General features: G+C 38.5%; 17 protein-coding genes and 1 tRNA gene. 10 read left to right on the top strand and 8 right to left on the bottom strand.

Translation table 11 applies throughout. The annotated features are described in order from the left end of the window. The first annotated feature begins 188 nt into the window (after positions 1 to 188). The 3 genes from AC58QG_RS00240 to AC58QG_RS00230 all read left to right on the top strand — a co-directional run bounded on the left by AC58QG_RS00240 (position 189) and on the right by AC58QG_RS00230 (position 1,284). Positions 189 to 344, top strand: coding sequence for a hypothetical protein (locus AC58QG_RS00240; protein ID WP_436235936.1), 156 nt, complete (start codon positions 189 to 191; stop codon positions 342 to 344). Between the two features lie 235 nt (positions 345 to 579). Continuing rightward, positions 580 to 789: an alpha/beta-type small acid-soluble spore protein gene (locus AC58QG_RS00235; RefSeq protein WP_314804561.1), complete on the top strand. Its 210-nt coding sequence runs from the start codon at positions 580 to 582 to the stop codon at positions 787 to 789. A gap of 201 nt (positions 790 to 990) precedes the next feature. Further along, entirely contained in the window at positions 991 to 1,284 is a 294-nt protein-coding gene (locus tag AC58QG_RS00230) for a hypothetical protein (protein WP_497359685.1), read from the top strand. 49 nt (positions 1,285 to 1,333) lie between these two features. Here the strand turns inward: AC58QG_RS00230 and AC58QG_RS00225 are convergent, their stop codons facing one another. After that, positions 1,334 to 1,528 (bottom strand): hypothetical protein, encoded by a 195-nt coding sequence (locus AC58QG_RS00225; protein ID WP_028558119.1) that lies wholly within the window; start codon positions 1,526 to 1,528, stop codon positions 1,334 to 1,336. A 357-nt stretch (positions 1,529 to 1,885) separates the two neighbouring features. On the opposite strand from AC58QG_RS00225, the gene AC58QG_RS00220 reads away from it, so the two are divergent. The 5 genes from AC58QG_RS00220 to AC58QG_RS00200 all read left to right on the top strand — a co-directional run bounded on the left by AC58QG_RS00220 (position 1,886) and on the right by AC58QG_RS00200 (position 7,025). Further along, positions 1,886 to 1,958, top strand: a tRNA-Val gene (locus tag AC58QG_RS00220). 232 nt (positions 1,959 to 2,190) lie between these two features. Beyond that, complete coding sequence (locus AC58QG_RS00215) at positions 2,191 to 2,871, top strand: restriction endonuclease (protein WP_497359683.1); 681 nt, start codon at positions 2,191 to 2,193, stop codon at positions 2,869 to 2,871. 476 nt (positions 2,872 to 3,347) lie between these two features. After that, on the top strand, positions 3,348 to 4,826 hold the full coding sequence (locus tag AC58QG_RS00210) for a spore germination protein (RefSeq protein ID WP_497359681.1): 1,479 nt from the start codon (positions 3,348 to 3,350) through the stop codon (positions 4,824 to 4,826). Position 4,827: 1 nt separating this feature from the next. Next, positions 4,828 to 5,937 carry a GerAB/ArcD/ProY family transporter gene (locus AC58QG_RS00205; protein ID WP_497359679.1) on the top strand — a complete coding sequence of 370 codons (1,110 nt, stop codon included), beginning with the start codon at positions 4,828 to 4,830 and terminating at the stop codon, positions 5,935 to 5,937. 23 nt (positions 5,938 to 5,960) lie between these two features. Next, entirely contained in the window at positions 5,961 to 7,025 is a 1,065-nt protein-coding gene (locus tag AC58QG_RS00200) for a Ger(x)C family spore germination protein (protein ID WP_497362745.1), read from the top strand. Positions 7,026 to 7,174: 149 nt separating this feature from the next. On the opposite strand, the gene AC58QG_RS00195 is transcribed toward AC58QG_RS00200, so the two are convergent. The 4 genes from AC58QG_RS00195 to AC58QG_RS00180 are packed head-to-tail and all read right to left on the bottom strand — an operon-like array spanning position 7,175 to position 9,903. Beyond that, on the bottom strand, positions 7,175 to 8,293 hold the full coding sequence (locus AC58QG_RS00195) for a tyrosine-type recombinase/integrase (RefSeq protein ID WP_497359677.1): 1,119 nt from the start codon (positions 8,291 to 8,293) through the stop codon (positions 7,175 to 7,177). A 12-nt stretch (positions 8,294 to 8,305) separates the two neighbouring features. Continuing rightward, positions 8,306 to 8,476 carry a helix-turn-helix domain-containing protein gene (locus AC58QG_RS00190; protein ID WP_497362744.1) on the bottom strand — a complete coding sequence of 57 codons (171 nt, stop codon included), beginning with the start codon at positions 8,474 to 8,476 and terminating at the stop codon, positions 8,306 to 8,308. A gap of 7 nt (positions 8,477 to 8,483) precedes the next feature. Beyond that, the gene (locus AC58QG_RS00185) at positions 8,484 to 8,822 is read right to left on the bottom strand and encodes a hypothetical protein (protein ID WP_497359675.1); all 339 of its coding nucleotides are present in this window, start codon (positions 8,820 to 8,822) and stop codon (positions 8,484 to 8,486) included. Beyond that, positions 8,812 to 9,903, bottom strand: a complete 1,092-nt coding sequence (locus tag AC58QG_RS00180) for a replication initiation factor (RefSeq protein WP_497359673.1) — start codon at positions 9,901 to 9,903, stop codon at positions 8,812 to 8,814. Before AC58QG_RS00180 ends, AC58QG_RS00185 begins: the two co-directional genes overlap by 11 nt. A gap of 537 nt (positions 9,904 to 10,440) precedes the next feature. On the opposite strand from AC58QG_RS00180, the gene AC58QG_RS00175 reads away from it, so the two are divergent. Then, the gene (locus AC58QG_RS00175; protein WP_497359671.1) at positions 10,441 to 11,142 is read left to right on the top strand and encodes a S24 family peptidase; all 702 of its coding nucleotides are present in this window, start codon (positions 10,441 to 10,443) and stop codon (positions 11,140 to 11,142) included. 26 nt (positions 11,143 to 11,168) lie between these two features. On the opposite strand, the gene AC58QG_RS00170 is transcribed toward AC58QG_RS00175, so the two are convergent. From AC58QG_RS00170 to AC58QG_RS00160, 3 genes are all read right to left on the bottom strand, one after another. Further along, positions 11,169 to 13,709: a Spaf_1101 family AAA-like ATPase gene (locus AC58QG_RS00170; RefSeq protein WP_497359669.1), complete on the bottom strand. Its 2,541-nt coding sequence runs from the start codon at positions 13,707 to 13,709 to the stop codon at positions 11,169 to 11,171. A 422-nt stretch (positions 13,710 to 14,131) separates the two neighbouring features. Next, complete coding sequence (locus AC58QG_RS00165; protein ID WP_497359667.1) at positions 14,132 to 16,138, bottom strand: methyl-accepting chemotaxis protein; 2,007 nt, start codon at positions 16,136 to 16,138, stop codon at positions 14,132 to 14,134. Between the two features lie 177 nt (positions 16,139 to 16,315). Further along, positions 16,316 to 17,146, bottom strand: coding sequence for an alpha/beta hydrolase family protein (locus tag AC58QG_RS00160; protein ID WP_497359665.1), 831 nt, complete (start codon positions 17,144 to 17,146; stop codon positions 16,316 to 16,318). Between the two features lie 178 nt (positions 17,147 to 17,324). Here AC58QG_RS00160 and AC58QG_RS00155 point away from each other — a divergent pair, with 178 nt between their 5' ends. Further along, entirely contained in the window at positions 17,325 to 18,464 is a 1,140-nt protein-coding gene (locus AC58QG_RS00155; protein WP_497359663.1) for a hypothetical protein, read from the top strand. The last annotated feature ends 44 nt before the right edge of the window (positions 18,465 to 18,508 follow it).

The raw sequence follows: 18,508 nt of genomic DNA, 5'->3' as shown, positions 1-18,508 counted from the left end.
AATCGCTGAAAGCCGCTTAAATAGCGGGTTTCCTCCCCACATTTGACGTATTCCGCATTGAAATTCCGCCATGAAATGACAAATCAATCAAATCTACATTAAATCTGATAGTTATACGTCCAAGCTACTTGAATAACCTAGTAGTAGTGATACAATGTTACTATACGTATCAGAGGAGGTGACAAAAAATGAGCCAAGAAGAAGAAGTAGTTTCACAAAACGAAGAAGAAATCTCTGCTGAATCCACTGAAGAAGTGGTAAGTCAAGAGGCTGAAGAAGTAATCGCTGAAGCGATTGAAGAAGCAGCTGCTGCAGAGGAAGAAGCAGAACAATCCGAAGAATAATGAAACCGTTATCATAAATTATCAAATATCACCCTCAACTTACTGTTGGGGGTTTATTGATTTTTATATAGGCATAATCTCTTTGTACAATTTCATGAAATCAGGCATCATTTCCTTGGTTTATAGCCAAATTTATAGATGCGGAAAAAAATTTTTATTTTTTTTGAATTCAGCGAATAAATATTCTGAACATTCAAATAATACTGGTGTACCAAAAAAAAGGAGATGATTATGAATGGCTAGATCTAACACGTTAGTCGTCCAACAAGCAAAGGCAGCATTAGATCAAATGAAGTATGAAGTCGCTCAGGAAATTGGTGTTCCTCTCTCCCCTTCTGGTTACAACGGTAATTTGTTATCCCGTGATGCTGGCTCAATCGGTGGCAACATCACAAAAAGATTAGTGCAAATGGCTGAACAATCTCTCGGCGGCTACAAACGCTAATCCTTTGATGTAGGAGCAAGCTCAAAAAAGACTGAATCACTCGATCCTCCTTAGAGTGACCTTCAGTCTTTTTTCTATTTTCTTCAAATTCCTCTGATTTCCCTTCAATTTCCTCACCAGTTTGCCCAAACGTGTATAAATGGCCACTTCCTTTTAGTATGATTACCTAGCCCGGCAATCAAATAAAAGGAGTGTTGAATCATGACCATGACGCAATATGAAATTTTTCGTGATCCTTACCGTATGCTAATTCTTTTGGCCACTTTAGTAAGCGAAAAGCAAAACGAACCCGCCCTTCAATTTGACAAAGTGCCTTTTTTTGAAAATGATGCCTTCCTCATTCAGCAAGATAAGTTTGTGTACAAAAAAGATCGTACCGAAATCACCTGGTTTCAATTTCTAGGAAGGGACATCGCTTGCAACAAAGATCTCTCCCGCGAAGAATACAATAAAATGTTTGTAGATTGCCTCGCATCCTTATACAACCTTACATAACAAAGCGAAGGAGCTGATCTATTAAGATCCGCTCCTTCGCTTACTTCCATTACTTCTTCTTAACTTCCTCGACAAATACGTCACTTGCATCACGTGTACTTCCGAGTTCAAGAATTGTATATTTTTTCTCACCAATCATGATCACATCTTCCACTTCAGGAAGCGGATCTCCCAAATATACTGTGCCTAAATACACATTACTGCTCTTCAAACGCAAATTCCAACGATGCTGTTGTTTCGTCATAACCTTTTTCCTCCCAAACTCTAATGATCTCAAGTTACCATAAATTCACGCAAGATGAAAGCGATACTAGGAAAGAACTCTTGAATGTGGTACATTAACTTCACGCTTTATACAGAAAGGCAGATACCCTACTATGACAGCACGAGGAATTACAGAAGAAGAACTCTCACTTTTACTATCCAAACCTTTGAGTACAGAGATAGAAACAGATACGCCTACAAACTTTCTCCCACGTTCCAAAAAGAAGCGAAAGCCTCACTCCGCGCTATTTACATGGCTCTTTTTCTGGAAAAAGTAAGCGCTCACCAATTGACAATCTCTTGAATACTTGGTATATTACTAATTGTATCCATAAACGACTTGTTAGCTCAGCTGGGAGAGCACTATCTTGACAGGGTAGGGGTCAGTGGTTCGAGCCCACTACAGGTCATAAAGCGAAAGCCTTGTATATCAAGGCTTTTTTTGTTTTTCGCAACCAAATATTAACCAATTAATGATTGATTTATATCCACTGGTCACGTACTGGTCACCGATCACATTATTCAAGCCACAAATTGTAGATTATTTCCAAACGATATGGTACATTCTTCCTAGCTTGGTTAATTTCAATACATCATCTAGGGGGAGTTACTCTGGCTAGACGCAAAAAGAAACAAGATCCAATGGATGCTTTACTACAGTTAATATTTCTAGTGACTTTCTTTGGAACATTTTATTTTACAAGAAGTTTAATTGCTTCTGCCATTGTCTTTATTATAAGCCTTGGAATTCTTATTTCAGTAATGTTTTACAGAAAGTCAGTTAAAGCAGAACAACTTAAAAAGTCAGGGATTGCAGACATTGATATAATGGATGGGATTCAATTCGAGAAATATTTAGGTCATTTGTTTCAAGCCCATTGTTACAAAGTCCAAGTGACTCAAGCAAGCGGTGATTTCGGGGCAGATTTGATCATTGAAAAAGATAATAAACGTATTGCTATTCAAGCAAAGAGGTACTCGAGTAATGTTGGGTTAAAAGCTGTTCAGGAAGTTGTACCATCCATAGCTCATTATCGTGCGTCTGAAGCATGGGTAATAACCAATAGCAAGTTTACAGAGCAAGCGAGACAGCTAGCTGCTTCGAACAATGTTAAGCTACTTAGTCGTAATGATCTTGTAGAAATGATACTAAAAATGAATCCTGGTAGTGCTCCTTCGGCAAAACAGGTTATTACAGATAATCCTATACAAGAACATAGTTGTACACGTTGCGGTAATCAAATGGTACTACGAAAAGGCTCAAAAGGCACGTTTTATGGTTGCTCAAGTTTTCCAAAGTGTCGAAATGTAATACAAGCATAAAAACACGAAAACCGCGGCAAGTAACTGCTGCGGTTTTTTCCTTTTTGGCTCTGTTATTCTATAATGTTGATTTTAACCAAAAGAAAAACCGCCTTTCCGGGGCGGTTAATTGAACTATCGTTATCCGTTAGTTTAACTACCCGGCATTTTCAAATAATCCCAACACTTCTATTACCTCTGGTTGCCCTATCTTTCTCTAACCCTCCAAGAAAACCCTTTAGCTTCAAGCATAATTTTTTGTATAAATTGTTAATCCCTACAAGCAGCAGCTCTGCTTTTTCGTGTATATTTTTAGAAAGTTTATCCTATGACTTGTTAAACCCTGTAGACTTAATACTGATGTATCCGCATGCACCTCATGAAACAGTTCTCATACATTCGAACCCTAAGGGTATAAATGATCCAGTCATGGATAAATTATAAAGGCATAACCAATATTTTCAATTTTTACTACCCATTTTGTAAGGATGGTGTTTATGTTTTGGAAGAAGCTTAAGATTGGACACCATTTTGAGAAACCTGAACCTCAGAATACCGTCCTAACGATAGATTCATTTAGACAAATTTTGGCCAACATGGACGATGCAGAAATCATCGAACGCAGGACCAATAATGATCAAATGGTGATGTTTCTCTACATAAGAACATTAATTGACCAAGAACGCTTAAATGAATCCGTTATCGAACCGCTGCTCCACTGTGATCTTGAAGAAATAAATGAATGCATAGCCACAGCTAAGGTATCCAGAATTGTCACGATGGAGGAAGGTCAGCAGAAACTATTAACGGGATCCATCCTTCTCTATGAACCTATGAAGAATCAGTGGTGGGCAGCACTTCTTCCAAATCCATTGACTCGCGCCATCGAAACATCGGAAACCGAAACCATTATGTTTGGACCCAAGGACAGCTTCAGTGAGCAAATCGATCAAAATGTGACAATGATTCGCAGACGGCTTCCATCGACATCTTTAAAATCAGAAAGGTTTTCTGTCGGTTCTGTAAGTAAAACAGAGGTTATCATGATGTATATGGAAGGGGTGACCAATCCCGAATTTATTTCCATTGCAAGAAGTAAACTATCTACCATTGATTTTGATGTTTTTATGGATTCGTCCCATGTTGCGGCATTCATGGAAGATCATTATCATAGTATATTCCCGCAATTTCAACAAAGCGACCGCCCGGATCTATGCGCTTTCACTTTATCGATGGGAAAAATTACTTTTTTAGTAGCCAATACACCATTTGCGTTAACGGCTCCCATCACATTTTTTCATCTATTTCAATCTCCAGAGGATTACATTAACCGCTGGCTGGTTGCCAGTTTTATGCGGCTGCTGCGATATGTAAGCTATGTACTTTCGTTAATATTAGTCCCGATCTATGTTGCGTTAGCCACGCATCATTATCAGATGCTCCCGATGCAAGTTCTTTTTGTATTATTAGAATCTAGAACCAAATTGCCGTTTACGCCATTTTGGGAAGCATTTTTAATGCTGCTAACCCTGGAGATCATCAAAGAAGCAAGTCTTAGGATGCCCACAAAGTCGGGTCAAGTACTAGGCGTGATCGGTGGCATTGTCGTAGGACAAGCTTCCGTTGAAGCTGGTTTTGCAAGCAAAATATTAATTGTTTTAGTAGGTGTTACGGCTATCGCTTCGTTTCTAGTCCCTAATTATCTCGTGACCAAATCAAACACACTGCTTCAATTCGCTTTCCTTTTCCTTGCCAACTATATCGGAATGTTAGGGATAGTATTCGGGATAATTGTTATTCTTGTCCATTTGAATAGTATCACATCTTTGAAACAACCTTATTTTGCCCCCTTAGCTCCTCTTTACTGGAGGGATTGGTTAGATCTTTTCATTCGGGGTCCTTTCCATTGGATGAAGGAACGTCCTGAATATTTACATACCCTACAGAAATGGCGAACCAGTCAAAGGAGAAAATAATGTGAAGGCATCTTCCTTATATGAGAGAACGGCCACGTTTGGCGGGATCTATGTCTTTTTCATGGTCAACCGAAGTCAAATGCTATATTTCGTCTTAGTCACTCCTTCCAAATTGGTTTATCCCTATATGATTTGGGCATTAATTGCCGTGGGGATTTTATCACAATTGAATATGATCTTGATTGCAAAATGGTTTTCATCAGACATTTCCACCAAAGGATATCAAGGATTCGTTCAACTATTTGGAAAGCGGACGGTTCGTGTTTTGGCCTTCGTTGGTCTGTTTTTCATTTTTGCTAAAATATATGTAAGTACACTGGGGACTGTGGAAGTGATTAATAGTATCATCTTCCCTTCCATGAATCCTTTGTGGTTGATTTTATTTCTCTTTGGGATTTGTTTGTACGCGGCCTCTCGAGGAATGACGAATGCGATACGCTTTGTCGTTATTGCCTTTTTTGGTTCCGCTTGGATGATTTTATGTTTTATTCCTTTCTTCTTCCCATCGATGGCGTCACTTCACGATTTATATCCCTTGATCCCCGCAGACTGGTCGACAGTCTCCTGGAAGAATCTTTTATTCATTTGGCAAGCGTTCTCGGGACCGGAGTACTTGGTCTTTATTGGGCCGTGGTTAAACCAAAAACAAAAGATGTTGAAATATTTGACATTTGCTAATACCGCGTCTGTCTTTGAGTATTTGATTATGTTTGTTGTTTCCTTATTATTTTTTAGTTCCCAATACTTGAACAAAAGCAGATTTCCGGTAACGGACCTTATTCGTTATCTGCAAACTCCTGTTTTTGAGCGAATTGATATCATTTTAATTTGCCTGCAAATGTTTTATTATGTGTGGGCCATTTCCCTTTATTTCTTATGGTTCTACGGGGCTATTCGAATAGTTTCAGGAAGATTAAACGAACAGAGCAATCGAATTGGTTTTATAACCTGTTGGATCATGATTTTAATAAGTACGATTATTCTAGACAAGTGGTTTGATGAAACTGAACAGAACCCTTTGATGAACCTACAGATTTGGTTACGGGCATTTACCTACTTGTTCATCCCAACCTTCCTTCTGATTGCTTGCAAACGAAAGGGGCTTATCTAGCATTGAGGCTGTTTAAACATACGATGTTCCTCGTCATAATGAGCAGTATGCTATGGATGATTGGGTGCTCCCCATTTGTAGATAACAATCAGATCGAAGAAATCTCCCCTGTGATTTGGTGGTCGATTACTGAGGGTGCAGAAGGGAAGCTAAGAATAAGCACACTGGTACCACCCATATATTCTGAATCAAAAAAAATGCTTACCCAAGAAGTCGATCTATTGAAGGAGGGAGGAAAGGATTTTAATTTAAGCTATTATCGGGAAGTAAAATCAGGACAACTTCGTATGGTATTTATTGAACAAGAACTGGCGAAAAAAGGCATTACATCACTTATGAACACTTTATTTACGGACCCTGATATTTCTCAACGCCTTTATATCGTCATCGTCAATGGAAGCTTTGATGATTTCATTAAAAATCAAATAAAAACACAAGACGTTCCCGGCTATTTACTTTATCGTTTGCTTAAACACTATGAAAATAAGAAACAAGGAGATATGACTATTGTAAATCTACATCAATTTATGAAAAGGTACTATTCACCATACTCCGATCCAGTGGCACCTATTTTCAAGGTCGATAAAGAACATTTTATCTACGAAGGAACTGCCTTCTTCAAAAACGATAAACTGCAAACGAACATTAATAAGAGAAATGAACAAATATTCCAACTGATTGATCATAATCATCACCTTAAAGTCCTTACCATCCCAGAGTTATCAATAGCGATGGGGAATGTCACTTCCGAGACAAAGATGAAATTAAATCTCGACTACTCAACATTATCTCTCAACGTCGAGCTCAAAGGTCGAATTGAAGAGTACCGTGGAAAGGGAGATATAGACAACCTTGATCAATTAGCGGTTATTCATCAACAGATAAAATCGCTTTTCGAAAAACAAACAACAGAGCTGCTAAAGAAAATGCAAAAGTCGGAAGTGGACCCTCTGGAAATAGGTACTCTTACACTAGGTCCTTTTTCGAAGCCCATGAGCGAGGATGAATGGTCTACTCTCTGGGCGAACGTGAAATTTAACGTTACATATGAGCTTCATATTCAACCTTTGACGAATGTGCGAAAATAAGCTTGCACAAACACAGAACGAGAACCATCTTCTTAACGGTTCTCGTTCTGTGATATTTTCCAATGCAGGCATGCTGGCATTCTTGTTGAACTATTCTGCCCGTTAGCTTAATGAGAAAATCAACATCGAGTTTTAACAGAGCCTTCCTTTTAAGAATTGAAAAGCATTTCTCCAAATTTTGTTGCAGATTCTAACTGCATACTAGGGAGCAAATGACTGTATGTATCCAGTGTAAGTCTTATATCCACATGACCTAATCTTTCTGCAACAATTTTGGGGTTAACACCTTGCATAAGTAAAAGCGTTGCATGCGTATGTCTAATATCATGAAAACGGATTTTTTTCAGATCAGCAGTTTTAATTAGACGATAAAAGGTACGCATTAAATTCCTTGGGATTACAGGTGTGCCTATTGAGGTACATACTATAAGGTCATTGTCGGCGTATAAAGGGCTGTTCTGCTTCTTCTCAATCTCGGTAATCCTTTTATGCTTTTCAAGATACTGAAGCGTCTCTAAGGGCAAATGGATCTTCCTTGTGCCTGCCTTTGTTTTAGATCCGGCTTTAAGTGTTTTCCCATCATGACTTAATGTTTGAATAACGCTAATTGAACTATCCTTCGAGTTAATGTCTTTCCATCTAAGCCCTAAAATTTCTCCTTGTCTCATGCCAGTTGTAACTGCGAGTAGAAAGGCGATATATAACCTATCGTGAATAGCTATCCCGAGGAACTTTTTGACTTCATCAACCGTCCACACTTCAACTTCCTTCTTAACCGATTTCGGTGGATCTACAAGGGTTGCTACATTTCTGCTCAGTATCCCCCAACGTTCAGCTCTTTTTAAAGAACTATTTATCAGCGAATGAATTTTAATAATATTTTCAGGCACAATGTTTCCATCATTTGAGAGATCATTATAAAATTTTTGAATAATCATTGGAGTCAACTTAGATAATTCAACATTGCCTAGATATGCAATAATATATTTTTCAATTAACCATTTATAAGTGCTGTATGTAGAAGGCATGATCTTTGTCTTTTTATCAATAAACCACTCACTGAGAAAATCTTTATATAGGACTTTTGAAGGTTGAACATATGTACCTTTATTAATCTCATTCAACGTTTCTGCGAATGCGTTCTGTGCTTCTTTCTTCGTTTTGAATCCTCGTTTTTTCTTTTGAATTCGTTTCCCAGTTATTTGATCTTTTCCGAGTTCGATTACAAAATACCAACTATTCCCTTCCTTTTTAATTGAACCTGCCATACTTACCTCCCATTATGTCAAGCTTCCCACAAGCCATTTAACAAACACCTCTTTAGCAATCTTAATTCTCTTACCTGCTCTAACAACATGAAACTGTCCAGAGTTAGCTAGTTCATAAGCTTGTCTTCTCCCTATTCCCAAGACACTTTGTAGATGCGTAACATCCAATACAGGTGGAAGCATTTCTAAATTACTGTACATTTAAATCACCCCGATTAGGTTCTTTAAATGCTATTAAGCTTTTTATTATCTCAAGATAATCATTTCTTTGGTTACCGTATGTGCAGCCATAAGATCCAAGCATAGCGGCAACAGACTCAATTATTGAAATTGCTTTATCCTCTAGATTGAAACCCTCTTTATCAAAATCTTCTTTAAAATCAAGTGAGTCAATCAGTTCATTGATTGCTTTAATAACAGAGTCACTATCACTTAATCCATCTTGAGTATCGTTAATGGAAAGTTTTAAATTATATGAGCCATCAAATGTGGCAATTGTAAATTCAGTCTTGGTTCCTTTATGCTTCATGAGTACTACCTCCATTATTATCTAACAAGAATTTCTTTTGCCTTTTTTCCTTTTGCACTTCAAAATTTGTTTGTTTTACTTTTAATTTTACTTCTAGCCAGGAAGCAATAACCTCTGAGGTTTCTCTTGTTGAATCGTGGTCACTGATTGCAGCAATTGACATTTGGAGTCCTGCAGCTTGATTCAAAAGCCTCATAAGATCCCCTTGCTTGATTACTGATCTAATTAACGGAGTAGCCTCGTAATTATTAGTTGCTTTTTGTACGATTTTCCACTTTCTCTTTATCTTCCATCTTGATGTATTATCATTTTTAGGTTGTCTAATAGTTAACCATTCCTGTGTAAGATAAGCCCATAGTTCAGAGTTTTTTTGATTAAGATTTTCGACTGTATCTAATGATAATTCCTTTAACACAGGTCTTCTGAGCTGAAATTCTACTCTCCAAACGTCCTTATCTCCTGTCCAACCGTTGTTCAGCCATATATCTTTAAACCAAACTTTTCCTGACGTCTTTATCTCAAGTGATTTGAGATAAATACGGGCTAACAATGTATTACTACCACCAATTGTAAAACCACTAAATACACTACCTTTGGTAAATACATCTTTTACAAAGTGATCCGTTTTGCTCCTAGATCGAGTAATAACCCCATTAACATCATTTTTGCTTATCTTAAATTGATCAGAATCAACACAAATATCTACTCGAGATAGTTTATTTTTAATAATTATTGCTTTAAAATTGTCAAACCATTTTAGAAATTTCTCATATGACTCATTAAAACCATAAGACCACAGATAACTGGACATAAAACGAACAAAAATTGGTGAGTTACTCTTCATTTCCTGTTCCATAAAGGCAATAGTAAAATCATTACAGGTTAATCGGTAAGCATAAAATCTTTGACCATTTCGATCTACAGTAAGATTGAGATCACCAATTACTATTTGTTGTTCTAAGTTTGTTTTTTGGCTAAGTTCTTTAAGCTCTTTAAATTTATTTAAAAAAGTCTTAAATACTTCTTGATAATTTTCAATTTCCAAACCAAATTCAATAGTGTCTACACCCTTTAATATCAACGCTTTCAACCTCCATTAAGTGTAATTAGAACCCAGCATGTTATATGGTTGCTGGGTAGGCGGTACGAACGCCTCAGCCTTGACATGGAGCCTCCACAAGACATGCAGGACAGGCTATGCGGTCAGTCCACGTAGTGGCCTGTCCCGCAAATCAGCCTTGCATGTCTTGCCCTCCATATCAAGGCCTAGCCGACGATCCGCTACGCTCCTCGACGGTATCGGCTGCGCTTTGTAAGCTACGCCGAAGATCGACCAATAGAACCATTAATTTCTTCTCCTGAATTGCTTGAATGGCTCTTGTTTTTGCACTTTGGTTAAAATAGTTTTCAAATCTAGCGATAAAATTTAAAATATCAATAATGAAGCCCCCTTTCCGTTGGCAATTTTGTAAATAAAATAATCGTTTTATTATCATCGCAGTTTTAATTTAACTCCATATCGCAAATAAGTCAACAAAAATATCGTTGAAAAGTCATCGACATTTTTGTTGACTATATTTTTATAAAATGAGTATTATATTAGGGAGGGGGACAACATATGGGATATTATGAATCATTAACAAAAATGATAGAAAAAAGTGGTTATACACTCAAAGAATTATCCGACCATTGTAAAGAATTAGGTGTAAAAGTTGCTCCATCTTATATAAGTAAATTACAAACTCGCAAACAAGCCCCTGCTTCTGATGAGATTAATATCGCTATAGCCAAAGTCTGTAACGCTGATATTATTGATTTTCTCTATGAAAGCTTTGTAGAGAAGGCTCCTGATCACATTAAAGAACTTCATGTTAAGCTCTCAGAATGGTTCAAAAATTTATTGAAAGCAATTACAGAAATTAACTATCCCAAAGATATGACACCACTCATTATCGAAGAACAAGATAAACTCTCTAATTATAATTTGATGATCCACTGTATAGAAAATTGTGACCCCCAAATATTTCTCAAACCAATGAGTTATGAGGAGGTTCTAGCATATGAGTTTATTATGACTGATGATTCGATGGAGCCTTTGATACCAGAGGGATCAACTCTTTCCGTAAAAGAAGTGACCAGTGTTCATGATGGTGATGTCATTGTCGGAGTTTTCGAAAATTCTATAGTTGTAAGAAGATTCTTTTCTATTAAGGATACATCTTTATTAATCGCTGAAAAACAAAACATTCAACCAATAAAAGTTGATTCTAATCAGATTAAAATATTAGGAAAAGTAGTTGAATTATCTATCAAAATTTAAGGAGGCCAAAATTGGCCTCCTTTTTGTTACGCATTTAGGACTATAGAATACATGTCCATTTTATGTTTAAAAGAGGGCTCTCCACCTTCAAGATATGTGATAATATACTTCATAATTTTCTCATCACTTGGATAACCTTTTTGCTCTATCCAACCAACTTGATTATTAGAGTTCAATACAATAACTTGCTCAGAATCTGCATTTGTAACGATGGTAGAGCTATGAGTTACTAAAATTACTTGCCTTGAATTTTTCATTTCCCTCAAACTTGCTACCAGATTCTTATAAATATATTGATTGTCTAGATTGTCCTCAGGTTGATCAATAATTAATGGCGAGTTGTCGTTTGAATATTTCCCGTAATTGAAAAGAAATGTTAGGATAGCGACAACCTTTTGACCCAAAGATAGTTCGACAATGTTCTTCATTAAGCAAGCCTGTTCGTTTACTGATTCTTTGGAGTTAACATTGAAACTTAATGTAAAATCATCTATTACTTCAAAATATCGCACCAGGGTTGTTTCAAATGCATTAATATTCTTGCTCAACACTTTGTTTTTAATTTCACGGTAAACTTGTTTTATATTTGCCGAAGATATGTCTTCCAAACCAGATTCAATATCCCTCAAGGAAGTTGGAGTGGATATATAAGTAGATAATTTATTCTGTTTTTCTATTTCAAATACTTTATCGTTTAAAAGCAAGTTAATCAATTCAAGAAATCCAATTTTTTTAACAGTCTCATAAATAAATCTCTCGGCATCGTGCCATCTCAATTTTGTCTTTAAGATTCGTTTTGTCTTGTCTTGAATCTCATCAAACAAAAAACTTAAGTAATAATCAATGTGTTTTTCTTTTGGGGAATAATGAATATTTATCAGATTTTGATTTATAAAATTAAACCCTTTTATTACTTCGTCAACATGAATTTTTCTTCGCTCGATTATATTCACTAAATTATGAAAGTTTTCTTTTATAAACTTGTTGAATTTGCTTTTGGGAGTATGATTGATTTCATTGATAAATGTTTTAAAATCTTCAAAAATTAGGCCATTGAAAATTACTTCTTTAACAAAGAGTCCGATTTCCCCTCGATCTATACTGTTAATAATGTTGTTTATTGAATACCCGTTTCTAAAAATATCATTTAAAATAATATCTCTATTTTGAGTTCTTAATTGAAAATCAATTGTATCTGAATTGGCTATTACTTCATATAATTCTAGCCAGTGATCTGATAAGAAAAGTTTTTCTGGATTCTTATTTTTAAAAGCTAATGGCTCAAAACCATCAATTTCATAATAATCACGATCTGACCTGGACTGTGGTATGAACTTTATTATGTAATCATTACCTCTTAAATGAAATACTACATATACAATCTTATGTTTAGAAATAAATTTTAAAGAATCAGCTGTTTTTGACTCCAATGTAAAAATTGTTTCCAACATATTTAATATCGTACTTTTTCCAGTTCCACGTCCACCAATGATACAATTTAAATCTTTTGAAAAGTCTAGGACGAATCTATCATCTATTTGACCAGGACGTGACCTCAAGAATCCTTCTTCTCCTGGTTCCACAATAATTCCTTTAATGTACTTATTTGTTAAAAATGGTTCTTCACTGTAAATACAAAAATGGTGATTTTTAAACGCTTTTTTTAAGGCTTGGAAACTTATCTTACTAAACTTAATCCATGTGTTTCTTTTTCCTAATGTTGATAATTCATGCGAATCCCCTTCATGAATAAAACAAAATCTACTTGTTTTATTTGTATAGTTACTTAATATTTCAAGAACAAAACTTTTTCTCGAAAGGTTAGTTAGACCAAGTACATTTAGATTATCAGAACCATATAGGGTTTCCTTATAAATACCAGTTCCAATAAAGTCTGATGTATTGATATGAGCAATGTAAGGAATTCCATTCAATGCAACAATTTTCTCAATCATATTGTAACTAGTTTCATAAGTTCCTTGTTCTTTAGAAAAAATAAAATCATCAATCAATTTTTGCAATTGTTCATATTTGTTTTCATCAAATATTCCCACTAAATGATTTTGTTCAGAACAAGATATTTCAATTCCTAGAAACAAATGAATGGATTTCTTTCCTAAAACTTTAATAACACGTTGGTAATACTCCACTAGGGCAAATTTCAATTTATAAAAACCTTCTATTGTGTTATGGTCAGTTATTACAGCAACTTCAACAGATTCGCAATACAATTTATGAGCTATTAGTTGGTAGGCCAAATACTCCTTCAATGAATCATACGGTATATTTTGATCTGAAAGTGACTTCCTATAATCCTCACCTTCATAATCACCAGCTATTATTTTCTGATCTAACACAGCTTTGCTATCTTCATCTAAAAATCCTTGAGATAATGCAATTTCAACCACTTCATTAATCGTTAGTGTAGAGTATTTTTTCCCTGGAATAAGTCGATAATCAAAAGAAGCAGGAGTGTGTATGTGAAATTCACATTTTTTAAGAGTCCCATATTTAACTCTAGAACTTTCAATAATTTTGTATATATTAGCTAAACGAGCTGTTTCCATTTCTTCTTGACTCCATTTCAGCACTGAGTAAATTGTCGTTTTTTGGTATTATTCAATTATTACATAATGTTTCTCCTTTTTCATAGAGGTTTAGGATAAATTATTTTGGTCACGTTATTGGTCACACATTAGTGATAACATGGGGTTACCAAGATTCATGCTAAATATGTGCATTTCAATAATATAGGTACTTCTGGAACCTTATAATCATTAGAGGAAACAGCCTCTTCCATCTTGACAGGGTAGGGGTCAGTGGTTCGAGCCCACTACAGGTCATAAGTAACAGAAACCCGTGAAGCCTTGTGCTTCGCGGGTTTTCTTTGTTTTTCATCATGATAACCTAACTTACAGTTCTTCTATTTTCTAAGCGTACACGCAAAAAGAACCCCTCACAGGGTTCTTTTGCAATTATTTTTCACTCATTACACCTTAAATCGATCAACCACATCTTGCAAGCTTGTCATCTGATCATGAAGCTCGATCGATTCTGTATGTACACGATCGAACATTTGTCCCAGCGTCTCTACGTTGGCCAAAACTTCCTCGGAACTTGCTGCCGTTTCTTCAGAACTAGCAGAGGAAAGCTCGATAAAGTCAACAATTTTGTTTTTACGGTTATTGACGTGCGCCATATCTGCAGTGATCTTTTCGATAGATTCATGGATTTGCTGCAAAGAGGTATGAATGAAATCAAACGTATCCGATGTCTGTCCTGCGTTCTCTTCTTGCGAACCAACGATGTGAAGCGACTGCTCCATTGCTGCGGATGTTTGCTGTGCAGAATGCAAAACGTTCTCAATCAACGTCTGAATATGACCTGATGCCTCTCCTGCTTGAACAGAAAGAGTTCTCACCTCAGCAGCGACTACGGCGAATCCGCGGCCGTTTTCTCCGGCCCGTGCTGCCTCAATCGAAGCGTTAAGCGCTAGTAAATTCGTTTGTCTCGAGATGGCGTGAATCGTTGTGACCATCTCTCTAATGGCGTCAATATCCTGCATAAGTTTGCTTACGCTGGACTCTACGTCTTTGGTCACGGTAACATTATTGCGGATTAACTCGATCATCGCTCGCATGGCTTCAGCGCCACGCTCTTCCTTCTCGCGAATAATTGCACTATTATTCTGTAGAATTTGAACATGTTCTTTCGTGTCATCAATCAATTCCGCCAGTTCGTGAACGCCCTTCAACCCATCCTCCACAACCTCCGCCTGACTCGCAGCGGCCGTTGCCAATTCATGGATGGTCGTATTAATTTCATATGAAATCGTATTTGTTTGCTTCATTGAATCTTTGATATGATCGGCATTGCCTTTACTCAGACTTGCAGATTGTTTAACATCCTTGACGATCACATGAATTTTCTCAATAAATTGATTTGTCGCAGTCGACAGTCTGCCGATTTCGTCCATCGACGTATCGGGAAGCCTTCTCGTTAAATCTCCATCCCCCTGAGCGATCGCAACCATTGCTGATTGCAGTCTCTCCAGCCTTTTGAACTGGCGACTGACAATGTAAAACAATACCGCGCCTGCAATCAGTAATCCTGCCACTGTGGCAATACATGTCGTATAGAAGAAATTAGTCAAGACTTGCTCCGACAGAGCCAGTACAAGCACTTGCCCCGTCGACAACGCTTTAAAGTAATACTTGGCTTTCGTTCCATCGTACGACATCGTTTTGTACGCTTTGTGATCCCCTGTCAGGCTTACGTTAAGAGAATCTAGCAGCTTCGCATCTAACTGCGTAATGGCCTCATCGGATGAAGCAACGAGTTTACCCTTGGAATCAACGACTCCCGCGAATAGCACATCGCCACCCAGCTCCGACTTTAGTTGCGTCAGCACGGGTTTCGCTCCTATTTTACCATCGAGTTCAGTTAACGTGGCTCCGTCTCTTCCCGTTTGTACAATGCGTGGAGATGACCAACCGGACACTCCGACATATTTATACACTTTAGGATCGACACTTCGCTGCTGAGCAGGCTGTGTTACTATTTTTTGCTTACCGGAAATTAAATCCATAAACTCATAGGCTTGATTCTTAGGGTCAGCACCGAAATTAAAATCAATCTTTTCGCCTGCATTTGTCAGCACCAACTGTCCCTGTGCATTGGTAATCCAAAACTCATCTATACCAGTGCGTTCAGCTATTTCAACAGCTTGCTTATAGTTCATCGGAATTTTATCGTACATATACGACAGAAGGGCTGCTTGTCCAACCATCTCCTTCTCCATCACACTTTCCGTTGTCTTTCTCGCAATTATCGCGTTTTCAATTCCAATTCTAGCTGTTTCTAACGTCGTAAAGCCTTTTTCATGAAGACTTTCAGCCGTCTGTTGATACGTAATTGTCGCTGTCCCTACGGACACTGCAAACAACACGACCATTAAGGGCCAAATAATTTTGTGCTTGATTGATTTAATTGCCATTTTGTTCTCCCTTTTCTGTAATTTCAATGAATCTAAATGTTTTACTTCGCCACCTTCCAACATATTCCTGCAAAAAAATCTATTATTCGACATTAAGACACAATTTTTATGATGTCAAAAAAAAAAGCTCTCCATAAGTAGAAAGATCTACTTCCAGAAAGCCCTTACCACGCCAGTTTACAGTTTCAGCATACTTCGTATTGCAAGTCTCGTTTCAACAATGGCCTCCCGAAGTGGCTGTGTCTCACCTTGAAAAGGATGAACACTGCCGAAGGTGTGATTCCCCTCAGGAATCCTTACCCATTGGATGTCTGCATGATTCGCAACCAACTGCTCAGAGCCACGAATCCCCCGTTCTCCATCCGCTGTTCCTTGAATGAGTGTAATTGGAAATGTAGCAACGCTGATTCTACCGATAATATCAAATCGCTCTTGATTTCGTTCCATATCTTCTAGAATCTCTAGATCAAGCGGCATCATCTGCTTCGTTCGTCCATTCATGGTGTACGAGCGGCCAGTAGCTCTCATCTCATCTTTATTCTCAGGTGTGAATAAATCGACATTAGCAATGCCATTCCAGCTAATGACACCTGCAATATCCTCAGGATGATCTAAGGCATAGATCAAGCTCACTGCAGCCCCTCTGCTATGCCCCAGCAATAGGATCGGTTTCGCTGAGCCCGCTTGCTTGTGAATTTCAGCAATGACTGCCTGTATGTCCTCTAGATCTTTGGAGTATGTATCGCCTGCGAATTTCTCAAGCTCTGTAAACTCCATCAAGCTTTCTCCCACACCATTATGAGAAAAATTCAACGCAACGACGTCTACAATTTCAGCTAGTTCATTCGCTACATGCGGGAACATTCCCCAATTTTTGAATCCCTTGTAACCGTGACATAGGAGCAGTGTCCCTTGACTTGATTCGCTTTTGGCTCTGTAAATATCGCCTCGCACGACCCGCTGTTCATCAATATGTAATTCAAATGGTATGCCTTCGGTTACTTCCATACGACTTCCCTTCCTTTCGTTCCGATCGCTCATTCAATCGTTTACTTTTGTAATCTTAACATATATGAATTCAAACAAGGAACACGTACAATCTACAATTCGTTTTTATAAAATCATACCAAAAAGTAAACACTTAACTATGGCAATATACCTATACGAATAAGGAGGAAGCCCTCACATGTCTTCAGTCCGACCCACGAACTGGCAGCGTCCCCTACTTGTCTCCTTCCTTCTTGCACTCCTTTGGAGTCAATGGGTAGGTCCTAGCGTCCAGGCAGATAACAACCCCCCTCTACATCAGGAAGCATCTGCTGATTCCGACACGATTCAGTTACTTGTATCCTCATCGCCTCGAGCTGGCTATCAGACTGAGATGACGATTGTAGATAAATCGCTGCAGCGAGCGCTTGAGGCCGGCATCAGCGGAGATCCCTATGTAGAGCCTCTCCTGCCAGATACTACGCTCCGCTATATCAAAAATAGTCAAACCATGCAATGGGGTGTGACCCCAACTGGTGAGGTTATCGATTTGGCTGCAAAACAATTCGTTAAACTATCAAACAAAGCACAGGAAACTCTACTGACACAAGTTCAAGCTCTTCGCGCCAAGCATTATGGCGAACTGCTAAGCTGGGAGGAAGCAAGCCTTGTGCTTCCTAAATATAGTTCATTTTCCATCCTCGATGTGGAAAGCGGCCTTAGCTTCGAAGGGCAGCGTCGCGCAGGCTCCCATCATGCGGATGTCCAACCGCTCACGAAAACCGACTCAGCGACGCTCAAAAGCATTTATGGCGGCCAATGGAGCTGGGACCGCCGAGCGGTCCTTGTGAAGCTGAATGACCGCACGCTCGCCGCCTCCATGCATGGCATGCCGCATGGGGGTGATGGTATACCGGGAAATGACTTCAATGGTCATTTCTGTATTCACTTCCTCGGGAGCGTCACACACGGCTCCCGCTCCGTTGACCCGGCGCACCAGGTCATGGTGCACCGAGCCGCAGGCTTGCTGCTTGACTACGTCAGCAAGCTTTCGCCCTGGGCGCTGATCGATGTATGGATCAGCGCCGCACATCAAGGAGACCTGCAGCTGCTGCAGGTCACCACAGGGCAAGAACAGGCGATGCATGTGCGAAGCATGCGCCGCCTGTCCAAATTCAAGGAGCAGGATGTATCCCAGCTCCTGCAGCTTGACACCGCGGTGGACGTGACCATGACCGCGGCTAGAGCTTCCGCGGTGTCGAGTCGCCGCGTGCTTTTCCATCTTGAACGTGCCTCTGTGCAAGATCGGTGGTACATACGCAGTGCGGTGATCCAATGAGTAAAGCCCGGCCACTTTGGACTTCCAAAGCAGCCGGGCTTTTT

This window comes from Paenibacillus sp. J22P169 (genome assembly GCF_059691995.1).
The sequence above is the reverse complement of the archived record's forward strand: the minus strand, read 5'-3'. Positions and strand labels throughout refer to the sequence as shown.